The following is a 12398-nucleotide window of genomic DNA, read 5'->3' on the forward strand; positions in this document are numbered from 1 at the left end:
AATGAACACATTTAAAGTCATATTTTTATGGCTATTGCTGTCCTGTGTCCTGTACACAACCGGATATGCGCAAGACAGTACATCGACTGATGAACTGGTATTCACGGAAATTACCCCTGCAACAGCAGACACAATCTCTAAGGCAACTGACACCACAGATACCATAGTTAAAGCTGCGACGAAAGCTGAGCAAGTTCACACTACAGCCAAGCCACAGGAACAAACACTCTGGGGCATATTCATAGCTGGATTTGTAGGCGGTCTTGCTGCTTTGCTGATGCCCTGCATTTTCCCCATGCTACCCTTAACCGTGAGTTTCTTCACTAAGGGAGCAGAAAAAGGAAGGGCTTTTGGAAAGGCCGCCCTTTACGGCTTTTTTATCATTCTGATTTATGTAGTCCTGGGACTACTGGTGACCGTTATTTTTGGGGCCGATGCGCTGAACAGTTTATCAACAAATGGAATATTCAACTTCTTTTTCTTCCTGTTACTGATCACCTTTGCGGCTTCATTTTTCGGTGCGTTTGAATTGACGCTTCCGTCATCATGGGCAAATAAAATGGATAGCAATGCTGATAAGGGTGGCATTGCCGGTTTATTCTTTATGGCAGGTACACTGGCATTGGTTTCATTCTCCTGCACAGGTCCGATTATCGGAACCTTACTCGTTCAGGCGGCTACAACAGGAGCACTTTTAGGTCCGGCGATTGGCATGTTCGGCTTCTCATTTGCGCTTGCCATTCCCTTTGCCTTATTTGCGCTTTTCCCCTCTGCGATGAACAAACTGCCAAAATCCGGTGGTTGGTTAAACAGCGTAAAAGTAGTGCTGGGTTTCCTGGAACTGGCTTTTGCTTTAAAATTCCTGAGCAATGTCGATCTGGCCTACCACTGGGAATGGTTCGACAGGGAAATCTTTCTTGCGCTGTGGATTATCATCTTCGGTATGATGGGCGCCTACCTGCTTGGTAAGCTTAAATTTTCGCATGATAGCCCGGTTCCATATATATCTGTGCCGCGGTTATTTATGGCAACGATTATCCTGGCATTTACCATGTACCTGATCCCTGGCTTATGGGGAGCTCCACTGAAATCAGTATCCGCTTTTCTGCCTCCGCAGGATACACAGGACTTTGATTTGTACACCAGCAGTTTAGTTGGCGGTTCATTGCCGGCAAAAACGGTGTCAGGTGGTCCACACAAATATGCCGATAAGTTCCATGCGCCGTTGAAACTGGATGCCTACTTTGATTACAATGAAGCCCTTGAGGCTGCGAAACAACAGCATAAACCAATCCTGATCGATTTCACCGGACATGCCTGTGTAAACTGCCGTAAAATGGAAGCCAATGTATGGCCGGATAAGGAAGTCTACAAAATGATCAGTCGGGATTACATCCTGGTGCAGTTATATGTAGACGACAAGAGCGAGCTGGCACCGGAAGATGTGGTAACAACACCTGAAGGAAAAACACTTGGCACCATTGGTAAAAAGTGGAGCGATTTGCAGGCCAGGAAATTTCAGTCGAACTCCCAGCCGTTCTATGTATTGCTCGACCCGGCAACCGAAACCTTATTAACCCCTCCGCAAGGGGCAGATTACGAAGTGGCCAATTATAAAAAATTCCTGGAAACCGGCCTCGCAGCCTTCCAGACAAGATAAAAACAGGTGTTTAGAAGTTTACCACCTAGTTTTAGTTAGTTAATGATAAACACAGGGCATTGCTGGATAGCGTGCCCTTGTTTTAATGTTTGCGCTATCCTGTTACCATCAATATAAAAATATAAATTCACCATGAACGAGATCGTATATTTAGATAATGCTGCTACCACTTCACTGGATCCGGTTGTATTAGAGGCGATGCTGCCTTTTTTAACGAACTACTATGGCAATCCTTCTTCTTCCTACAGCATAGGCAGAAAAAGTAAAACAGCCATTGAAGCTTCCAGAAAAAAAGTGGCAGATTTGCTGGGCGTTAAAAGCACTTCCATCTACTTCACCAGTGGCGGCACCGAAAGCAATAATACCGCTATCGCTACGGCGGTAAAAACACTGGGCTGCACGCACATCATCACCTCTGCTATCGAGCACCATGCCGTATTACACACAGTTGAACATTACTGTGCCGACAAAAACATCACCTGTTCATTTGTAAAACTGAACGAATACGGGGAGGTGGACTACAACGATCTCGAACTACAATTAAATAGCCAAACCAAAGCCGGCATTAAGTGCCTGGTTAGCCTGATGCATGCCAACAATGAGATTGGCACCCTGCTCGATCTTAAACAGGCAGGTGAAATCTGTAACCGCTATGGCGCCATCTTTCATTCAGATTGTGTGCAAACCATTGGTCATTATCCTTTGCAACTGGCTGAATACGGTGTTCATTTCGCCTCCGCTTCCGGACATAAATTCCACGGGCCAAAAGGTACGGGGATACTTTATGTAAGCGCAGGCACCAAAATCACCCCTTTAATTCATGGCGGTGGCCAGGAGAGAAAAGTGCGGGCAGGAACAGAAAACGTACATGGAATGATTGGTTTTGCCAAAGCGCTAGAGCTGGCCCATGAAAATTACCTGGCCGATCAGATCTACATCAATACACTAAACAAAGCCATGCGCGACGGCCTGCTGCAATTATCGCCTGAAATCAGCTTTAACAACAATGATAACGCACTTTACACAGTTTTGAGTGTCAACTTCCCGGGCAATATGGAAACCGATCTGCTGCTGGCCATGCTGGATCAGGCAGGCATATGTGCATCTGGTGGTAGTGCCTGCAGCAGCGGCGACGACCATGGCAGCCATGTGATGCATGCATTGGGTAAAAAGCAATCGGGGGCCACAATACGGTTCTCATTCAGCAAGCTAACGCGGATGGGAGACATCGACATTGCGATAACCACATTGGCAGGCATCCTGAAATACCCATTATCATTAGCCTGAACATGCAGGTAGTCGGCTATTTCTCCACGCTGTTAATCGGCCTTTCATTGGGACTCATGGGTGCCGGCGGCAGCATCCTTACTGTTCCGGTACTGGTTTATTTTTTCCGGCTGGAGCCGGCTTCTGCGGTAAGATATTCGCTGTTTATTGTGGGCTCTACCAGCTCCATATCCAGCATCGCTAAATTTAAACAGGGACAAGTTCTGTTCAAAAAGGGAATCATTTTTGCCTCCATATCCATTGTTATGGTATGGCTGATCAGAAGTTTTATTATCCCGAAAATCCCGGCAGTGCTATGGCATTGGCATGATGTAACGCTGACTTTTGGAATGCTTAGCATGATTATTTTTTCTTTGCTGATGATGATGGCCGCCAGAACGATGATGCAGGCAAAAAACGACTGCGACCCGCAGCAAGTTGAAAAATCAAATTCCATTTCGGTATTGATTGGGTGCGCTGTTACCACAGGTGTGTTAACAGGCTTCCTTGGTGCTGGTGGTGGCTTTCTGATTGTTCCGGCTTTAACCTTATTCTTTCATCTTGACATCAAAAAGGCGGTCGGTACGTCATTGTTTATCATCTCGCTGAATACCTTGTCAGGCTTCCTGAGCGATCTTGGCTTACAGGAAGTCAAATGGACATTTCTTTTGTTAACCACTGCTTTGGCTATTTTGGGTGCCGTGGCAGGGCAGCGGATTTCCCACTTGTTCAATACCCGGCAGCTCAGGCTTTGCTTCGGCTGGTTTATACTGATACTGGCCATTGTCATTCTTGCCGTGCAGGCCGGCGAGCTCACCAATCTATAATTTTATCCCAAAAAAACCACATGAAAATAAAACAGCTCTACGAGAAATGTCTTTCACAGGCTTCCTATTATATCGAACATAACGGTGAAGCTGTGGTGATTGATCCGCTTAGGGATATCGATGCTTATCTTGAGCTGGCAGAACAGGATCAGGCTAGCATTACTTTCATTATGGAAACGCATTTCCATGCTGACTTCGTGAGCGGACATCTGGAACTTGCGGCAAAAACCGGTGCCACCATTGTATTGGGACCAGGCGCACAAACTGCATATCCAAGCTATAATGGAGCAGATGGTGAAAACTTTTCTATTGGCGGAGCAACCCTGAAACTTTTACATACGCCTGGGCATACCCTGGAAAGTTCTTGTTTCCTGCTCCTGGACGAGCAGGGAATTGAACAAGCCATTTTTACCGGAGATACTCTATTTCTTGGCGACGTAGGCAGGCCCGACCTTGCGCAGTCGCCTGACCTGGATATCAGCCAGGAGGATCTGGCAGGCATGCTTTACGATTCGCTTAGAAATAAAATACTTCCGTTAGCCGATCATACCGTTATTTATCCAGGCCACGGCGCAGGAAGTGCCTGCGGCAAGAACATGAGTAAGGAAACCATTGGCGACCTGGGTTCACAGCGGCTGAGCAATTATGCCCTGGCTGCCGATCTTTCACGTGAAGATTTCATCAGCGAACTATGTGGCAACCTTGCGGCCCCGCCCGCATATTTCCCCATGAATGTAGAACTGAATATCAAAGGCTATCCCCTGCTTGAAAAGGTACTTCATCAGGCCGTTCAGGGGCTCAGCGCATCATCTTTCAAAAGCCGCATGGCGGTACCCGGAACCCTGGTTCTGGATACCCGAAAACCGGATGTTTTTGCTTCAGCACATATTCCCGGATCAATCAACATCGGGCTCGACGGCAGTTTCGCACCATGGGTGGGTGCCCTGCTTCCCATTGATCAGCAACGTATATTGATTATTGCTGAACCAGGCCGTGAAACCGAAGTCATCAGGCGAATGGCCCGTATCGGTTACCACCAATGCGAAGGCTTTTTGATGGGCGGATTTGAGGAGTGGGTGAACTGTGGCAATGCAACAGATACCATTGAAAACATTAGCGCAAAAAATTTTAATCAGCTGCTTTCCGAAGAGAAATACACCGTGATCGATGTACGTGCAAAGTCAGAACACAAACAAGGAACGGTATCCGGTGCATTGAACCTTCCACTCGATCAGATTAATCAGGCTGTTGAAGCGCTTGATCCTGGTAAACCTTACCTGGTGTATTGTGCAGGCGGTTATCGCTCTATGATTTTCGTCTCCATATTGAAAAGATTAGGTTATAATCATCCGATAAATGTTACAGGAGGATTCCTTGAAATATCGAAACTCAATAATCATTGACGTCGGTATTGGGATAAAATGCATAGAAACTACACCATCTTGTCGATCAGATCCGCATCTATCAGGGTATAGGGTAAGCGGTTTCACTTTTAGTTTCGGAAAGCACGAAGAAGCTTTGGACAGTCGTAATATTAGGCAAGGTGGCCAGTTTGTGCCTATAAAACTCATGATAAGAATCCATGTCCCGGGATGCAATCCGAAGAACGAAATCAAACGTGCCAGTCATTTGAAAGCATTCCATGACCTCTGGAAACTTAATGACTTCCTGCTCAAATTCTCGTAGGGTATTTGCAGCGTGATCATTTAACAGTACCTGACTGAAAGCAATCAGGTTGCAATCTACTTTCCTACGATCTAAAATGACGACAGTCTTTCTGATGTAGCCTAACTTTTTTAATCTTCTGATACGCTCATTTATAGTGGCTACGGATTTGTGCAACTTTTCGGAAAGTTGTTTATGTGTATTAGTAGCATCAATTTGAAGGATGCGTAATATTTCTTTATCAGTTGGATCTAAATCGATCATAATAGGTTGTAACTTTTCTGTCTAAATTAATTAATAAATTTCACTCAACAAGCAATCATTTATAAGGATTATTAAACTATGAATGCAACTTATCTCTTTCACAAATAAATTATTTCTTGAAACATATTCTACGATCTAATTTCGGCACCAAACCGTATGGTTTGGATTGCTCAAAACTCGAGCTGGAACAGAATTCACCTATTTGTCATTGGCATATTGGTTGTTCAACGATCAGTCCCCAATTCCTGATAATTCTAAACAACATACAAACCGCACGATTAAGATGGCATCTGAGATATTTGAGCGATTACCATATTCTAAAATCCTTATAAAGCTATCGCATTCGCTATAAAGCCACATTGACGCTTCTACCGTTATATCTTACAATCTTTGCCTTTTGATAGGTCTTGTTGACTGCACAATTTTTTGATATCAGTATAATTTGGAATGTACGCTTTTTTAGCATTCCTTTATATTTCCCTTTGCGTTCTTTTATGTTAAGGACTTTTCGTGCATTATTCCAAATAAATTCAGTTTCGCAGTAAGCACCCTGCTCATAATTGTAATTATCAGCCTCATCTTCATAGAGTACAAATCTACCATCCGCCCCTTCGTATACATATATTTCAAGATTATCCCATTTTTTTTCAGTTGCGTATTGTACAGCTGGGCCAAGGGGTAGTATTGAACCAGCCCTAATATAGAGTGGAATAATGTCGACCGGAGCATCCGTGTACACAGTTTCTCCACCAATGGAAAATTTTCGAGTCCAGAAGTTATACCAACCGTCGCCTTTTGGCAAATAAACTGGCCAAACCCTTGTTTGATATGAAGTCACCGGCGAAACAAGAATGGAACTCCCAAATAGATATTCATTTCCTATTTCATGGGTTTTCTTATCCTGCGCAAAATCCATAATTAAAGGACGCATAAATGTACCGTCATATTTGCTTACGTTCCAGGAGGTGCTGTAAATGTAAGGTAAAAGGCGGTAGCGAAGATTAATATACTTTTCTTGTGCATCGAAACACCAGCTTCCCCGATTTCCGAAATTCCATATTTCTCTTGGTAAATCTGTACCATGTGAACGCATCATTGGACTGAACGCTCCAAATTGCATCCACCGGACATATAATTCCTGGAATTCAGGATTTTGGTTTCCACCATCTTTACGCCATTTACCTGCAAAAAATCCACCGATATCACTATTCCAGTTAGGAATACCCAATAATGTATAGTTTAATGCTGCTGGTATTTGTTTTTCAAGCATCTCCCAACTTGAATTTACATCACCACTCCAAGTATTAGATCCGTAACGTTGTTGACCTATAAAACCAGACCTCGTCAATATCACACCACGTTTATCGCTATTTGCCGCGCGCTGATGCGTAGCAATGCCTTTGTTGTGTTGCAGGCTAAATGCGTTTTTAACGCTTTGATAGCTTCCCAGGTAAGTGGGAAGTTTGAAATCGGAGGGTTTTACATTGATATGATCTGGTTCGGTAGAGTCCAGCCACCAACCATCATTTTCAATATATTGAAATATTCCTTTATTCAAATACTTCCAATAAATCTCCAGCGCTTGAGGATTATAGACATCGTACGGCCGGGCACCACTTTTAGGAGGCCAGGTGTCAAAATTAATAATCATATTTTTGCTTTCAAACTCTCTACGCTGTGCTGTATATGGACCAAACCCTGGCCAGGTCACAATGAGTAACTTCGCATTTAGACCATGAATTTCGTTCACCCACTTTTTTGGGGTTGGAAAACGTATTGAATCAAAACTTTGTGAATTCCACGAACTATCAGTTTTATTATATTCAGGCCAGTATCGCCAATCCTGGATGATGGCATCTATCGGCACTTTTAGTTTCCTGTACTTTTTAATTACATCTAAACTTTCCTGCTGGGTATGGTAGCGTTCCTTGCTTTGAAAAAAACCATAAGCCCATAGGGGAAGCATTGGGGCTTTACCTGTCAAATGTCTTACCTGAGAGATAACAGTGTCTGCAGCCTTGCCGTACATAAAATAATAATCGGCGCAATGTCCCAAACTTTCAAAAGAAAGTTCCTGTGGGTTGTCATTGAAATCTGTGATAGAATAGTTATCCCAAAATACTGCATATCCCTTCACCGAAAGAAAATATGGTGAATATGTGGACATATTTTCATTTTGCATATGGTGGAAAGAATTCCTTCGATTAAATTTATTGTCAAGTACCTGCCCTATTCCATATATCGCTTCATCATCCTCAAGAAGAAAACCGTTTCTAACTTTATATGATGATGTTCCTGCATCACTTAAAGGACTAAACTGTGTACCATAATCTTTATCCTTCAACAACTTTTCTCCGGAAGTTTCCAAGAAAGAAATTCCACCCGTTTCAGTGTTAACGTCCACCTGTATGAGCTTGCTTTTCATAAGGTAATGCTTTCCATCTTGCGAAAACGATATAGCTGTTTGGGATGGTTTGGCAACCACCGAAAGACTAGTTTTCTCATAGGGTTTTCCAACAGGTGTTTTATAGATCCTCACGATTCGTTCCGTATAAAATTCAATACTGATCTGCAGCCCCTGTGCATAAAAGCTAAGTCCTTGTGGAGTTTTGGTTACAGACTGAGCACAAACGACAGTAGAAAAAAGATAAAAAATAATAGGAATTAAGAGATTGCGTGTTAAAGTGGTCATATATGAATATAGATATATTAAATTCTGGAGATTACACAGACTGGATAGTTAAAAGATTGCATCGTTTCATTAAGTTTACTCTTGGTATCAAAATTTCTATTTGTAATGATGATTTATACAAAACCAAAAAAAATAAACACCTAGGCGCCGCACTTATGTTATCTTGAATACAATAGCACTGGAATAGGGCATGTCTTTCGGGCACTGAATACTCAACCCATCAGAACACTGCTGCCATTTTAAGACTCCACTGAAACCAAGCAGCTTCACATGCTTGATTCTTTTTCCGAAATTGTCATTGCCGTCTGAAAGTGATTTTATTTTAAGCTGGGAGCCAGGACCTGGGTTAATCATACAAAAAGCATATAGTGCACCATTTTTGCCGACTGTAAACCTAAAATCCTGTTTACTAAATTTAAATTCCGAATGACGTTTACCAAGCGCCCCCCCAGGCAACATTTTAAGCTTTCCATTTACGATTTCACCCTCGCCAGGAGTTTTCCATGCTCGGCTACCATAAACGGATTCGCCGTTTCTTCTCATCCATACTCCCACTTCTTTAAGCATTTTTAGACTACCTTCATCCAATGATCCGTCTGGAAGTGGTGAAATACAAATGGCTGCATTACCATCCCGGGCTATAGCTTCAATAATATAGTGAATCATCATTCCGGAATCGTAAGTAAAACCCGGAGCATAATACCAATCTCCAACAGGTGCTTCTGCAATCCAGGACTGATCAGTTTTGATGTTATTAGGTATTGCAAACTCTTCGGTAGTTACGGTCCCATTTGTCTTATTTCGGAATTTTACAATACTAAAAGTGTTTACAGCACCTCTTTTTCCAAGGGCTCTATTATAAAAATCAGCAATAACAGTCTGCATCGCATCAGCTTTATATCCCGTTCCGGTACCATCTCCCGTGAAAGGCCCTTGTACAGTACCATCAGTGTAGATAAAGTCTGGATTGTAACGTTTAACCACATCCATCATTCTCAGGGCCCATTGCGTCGAATACCACTTAGCATAATCCAGATGTTTTTCAAAAATCCCTGGAGTTGGCGGCGACCATGGCGATAGCGATTTCTCTGCCACGCTTTTGTATTCACGTAGATCGTAACCGTAAAGTCGTTTCGGATCTAACCCCTGCCACCATTTCCCTACACCATCAGCCAGGGTAAGTTGCCCATCATACGGCACGCCTTTCTTGGATCCTTCTGTATCGCTACCAAATGCTGCCTGCCACCACCACCAAGTATATTCATGGTGAAAGGTCACACCATAAAAGAGATTATTTGCACGACAGGCCTTCGCCCATTCACCAATCAGATCCCGTCGAGGACCAATATTCATCGAATTCCATGGCTGGTAGGTAGAATCCCAAAGATCAAAGTTATCATGGTGAACACCCTGGATCATAAGAAACCGTGCGCCAGCATCCTTATAAATTTTAGCAAGTTGACGAGGATTAAACTTATTTGGATTCCAGTCACGAAGTACGTCCATATATCCGGATTCAGAAGGATGTCCATATTTTTTTAGGTGATTTTCATACGCTTGAGTACCCGGTATGTACATCTTCCGGGCGTACCAGTCCCCACTCGCTCCCGAAGCCTGTGGTCCAAAATGCACCCATATTCCAAACTTTGCATTCCGTAACCATTTCGGGTCTCCGGGATAATTTTTTGCTATCGATTCCCAAGTCGGCTCGAAAGGACCTGGGTAAATGGGAATATTGAGTTTAACTTCTTTAAATGTTTTCCAGTCACCCATAGGCACACTGTTTACTACTCCTACACGTGCTACAGAATAAAAATCCTGGAATTGGGCCTGTGCTCTCATTGTTAAATTGTTATAGCACAAAACCATAACGATGCATAATGCATTTATTCTCATATTTGAATATATTTGGTCAGATTAAATCAAAACTGAGTTGGCGGTAAAGCAAAATTTTCAGCCATGATTATTAATCGTCAAAGAAACGTTTATTTCGTCAGAATATAAAATTATTGTGTTAAATGTTCAACGGGATTTAATATCAAATGAGCGCAAAACAGATCCAATTTGTATTCTCAAGGCAATAGTTGATTTTAAAAAAAAACGCTAATTAACTTCAGGGGTTGTAGCAAAGGCTACAAAGTCACTCAACCTCCTAAATCAGTTTAAAATATACCCACTACACATATAAAAGTGTTCTGGTAACTTGACTAAATTCGGTAGACGGAATTATTCTGTTATTTTTCCATCATCCCCTCGTTGAAGCTAGCCAAATTAAAAAGGATGCAGGCGACATCCACCAACCTGCAACCAACATCACTAACTATTAATTAAACCTACCATAAATAGATGGGTCAAATGCTTATCAAAGTAATCCTTGAGCGCATTTGCGCCAAGCAGGCTTTTAGTGGACAGCTAAAAGCGCTTACTCATTGCACCTCTACAGAAGTATTTATACCTTGAGTTTGTGATCGACACCCCACTCACATTTATTTCCACCTTTATCCATAATGGCATGGGCTCTTCATCCAGGTATCATTAATCCTATTGAGTAGTTGTACATTGCCCCAGTGTTAAAATAACTTCCAGCAGATCGACCTTGGTCATGTGCTTTTGCTGCTTCAAATCCGAACTTGTCCACCAGACATTAACTACCTAGGATTTTGCTCAATTTCAGGATTCAATAAAATGTATTTATCGCCAATAGGATAAACATAACGATTACTATTAGGCTCCAGTGTAAAGGTATTTCCTTTAAATACCCTGCTTACAGTAATGGCAAAAGCTGAATCCTGATTGAGTCTTCGCTGGTCTAACCATCTAAAACCTTTACCAAAGAACTCTCTTTTTCGCTCCTCAATAACTATCCGCAGCGCATCACTGGCATCGGTTGAGGTCAATGGCGAATAATTGGCATCGGTAAATCTTTTTTTGCGAAGGTTATTTACTAAAGCTAAGGCGTCACTTGTGTTTCCGGCCCTGGCCAAACACTCTGCTTTGATTAGCATCATCTCTGGAACCGAAGGGCCTATATTGATCAGAAATTCTCCATTCAAAGCATACCTCCAGTATGCTCTGCCCGTGAAAGCTGTAGAAAACAAGGAGCCATATACTCCCCTGGTATTGGTAAATAATGAATACCGCAAATCATTTGTCCCTAAAAGATTTAGGATGTAACTGCTGATTGGAATAGCTGTGAAACTGCCCGTGACGTTCTTAGACAGCAGAATCTCAGGATCTGATAGTCTTTTGGGCAAGCTCGATGGCGCTGAACTATAGGTCTTCAAGTCTAAAAGCGTATTGCGCAATAATAATGCACTATCAGCATATAAAGCTGCCTGCGAAAATTCACGTTTATTAAGAAACGTTCTAGCAAGTAGCGCGTAAGCAGACACTTTTGCCGGCCGGACATTATAATCGGCCAATGCAGGAAGTTTGCTGACCGAGGCTTTTAAATCCCCGATGACCTGACTGTAAACTGCTTCCACAGGAGCTCTGTTTAAACTGGCATATAAGTTTGGAGTTAATAACAGGGGAACTCCTAGGTCACTAGATGCAGTAGTAGCATTATACTGTCTGGAATACATATTCAGCAAAGTTTGATAGGCATAGGCCCGGTGAACCAACGCCTCTGCATAAATTTGCTGCTTAACGGATTCAGTCCCACCTTCAGAGGCAAGCACACCGCTGATCACTTCGTTACAGATATAAATGTTTTTATACTGCCTTTCCCAATCCACATCACCCTGAGTTTCGGAAAGATGTTTGGCACTCCAAGTGTATGTATTTGCCCAGATATCTGTAATGTTATTTTGCCTGGTGGCATCATTGATTTCCGTATCATCACCGGACAATATTGGATACCCAGGTCCAAATTCCAGTTCACTGTTATTATTCATCAGTGCACGGTAATCGCTGGTATATTTTGGAGTACGGACTCCGATTTGATCAATTTCTACATACTTCCTGCAACCAGTCGCGGCAAGAACAGTTAAAATAGCTAGATAAAATATTTTTTTCATAATAA

At 42.6% G+C, this 12398-nt stretch carries 8 protein-coding genes; 4 read left to right on the forward strand and 4 right to left on the reverse strand.

The annotated features are described in order from the left end of the window. Position 1 precedes the first annotated feature (1 nt). The 4 genes from R2Q80_RS11345 (at position 2) to R2Q80_RS11360 (ending at position 5156) form a co-directional block, all read left to right on the forward strand. Positions 2–1660 (forward strand): protein-disulfide reductase DsbD family protein, encoded by a 1659-nt coding sequence (locus R2Q80_RS11345; protein ID WP_316799721.1) that lies wholly within the window; start codon positions 2–4, stop codon positions 1658–1660. A gap of 132 nt (positions 1661–1792) precedes the next feature. Further along, positions 1793–2947: a cysteine desulfurase family protein gene (locus R2Q80_RS11350; protein ID WP_316799722.1), complete on the forward strand. Its 1155-nt coding sequence runs from the start codon at positions 1793–1795 to the stop codon at positions 2945–2947. A gap of 2 nt (positions 2948–2949) precedes the next feature. Beyond that, positions 2950–3753 carry a sulfite exporter TauE/SafE family protein gene (locus R2Q80_RS11355; RefSeq protein WP_316799723.1) on the forward strand — a complete coding sequence of 268 codons (804 nt, stop codon included), beginning with the start codon at positions 2950–2952 and terminating at the stop codon, positions 3751–3753. 20 nt (positions 3754–3773) lie between these two features. Continuing rightward, a complete protein-coding gene (locus R2Q80_RS11360) occupies positions 3774–5156 on the forward strand; it encodes an MBL fold metallo-hydrolase (protein WP_316799724.1) in 1383 nt (460 codons plus the stop codon). Between the two features lie 61 nt (positions 5157–5217). Here R2Q80_RS11360 and R2Q80_RS11365 read toward each other — a convergent pair whose 3' ends face one another. From R2Q80_RS11365 to R2Q80_RS11380, 4 genes are all read right to left on the reverse strand, one after another. Then, entirely contained in the window at positions 5218–5682 is a 465-nt protein-coding gene (locus R2Q80_RS11365) for an Lrp/AsnC family transcriptional regulator (RefSeq protein WP_316799725.1), read from the reverse strand. A gap of 346 nt (positions 5683–6028) precedes the next feature. Continuing rightward, a complete protein-coding gene (locus R2Q80_RS11370; protein WP_316799726.1) occupies positions 6029–8374 on the reverse strand; it encodes a TIM-barrel domain-containing protein in 2346 nt (781 codons plus the stop codon). Between the two features lie 153 nt (positions 8375–8527). Then, complete coding sequence (locus R2Q80_RS11375) at positions 8528–10216, reverse strand: alpha-L-fucosidase (protein WP_316799727.1); 1689 nt, start codon at positions 10214–10216, stop codon at positions 8528–8530. Between the two features lie 806 nt (positions 10217–11022). Then, the gene (locus R2Q80_RS11380) at positions 11023–12393 is read right to left on the reverse strand and encodes a RagB/SusD family nutrient uptake outer membrane protein (protein WP_316799728.1); all 1371 of its coding nucleotides are present in this window, start codon (positions 12391–12393) and stop codon (positions 11023–11025) included. Positions 12394–12398 lie beyond the last annotated feature (5 nt).

Origin of the sequence: Pedobacter frigidisoli (assembly GCF_032678525.1) — a bacterium.
Taxonomy (GTDB): Bacteria; Bacteroidota; Bacteroidia; order Sphingobacteriales; family Sphingobacteriaceae; genus Pedobacter; species Pedobacter frigidisoli_A.

Coding starts and splice junctions, on each gene's coding strand:
- R2Q80_RS11345 (WP_316799721.1), top strand. CDS start 2: ATGAACACATTTAAAGTCATATTTTTATGGCTATTGCTGTCCTGTGTC.
- R2Q80_RS11350 (WP_316799722.1), top strand. CDS start 1,793: ATGAACGAGATCGTATATTTAGATAATGCTGCTACCACTTCACTGGAT.
- R2Q80_RS11355 (WP_316799723.1), top strand. CDS start 2,950: ATGCAGGTAGTCGGCTATTTCTCCACGCTGTTAATCGGCCTTTCATTG.
- R2Q80_RS11360 (WP_316799724.1), top strand. CDS start 3,774: ATGAAAATAAAACAGCTCTACGAGAAATGTCTTTCACAGGCTTCCTAT.
- R2Q80_RS11365 (WP_316799725.1), bottom strand. CDS start 5,682: ATGATCGATTTAGATCCAACTGATAAAGAAATATTACGCATCCTTCAA.
- R2Q80_RS11370 (WP_316799726.1), bottom strand. CDS start 8,374: ATGACCACTTTAACACGCAATCTCTTAATTCCTATTATTTTTTATCTT.
- R2Q80_RS11375 (WP_316799727.1), bottom strand. CDS start 10,216: ATGAGAGCACAGGCCCAATTCCAGGATTTTTATTCTGTAGCACGTGTA.
- R2Q80_RS11380 (WP_316799728.1), bottom strand. CDS start 12,393: ATGAAAAAAATATTTTATCTAGCTATTTTAACTGTTCTTGCCGCGACT.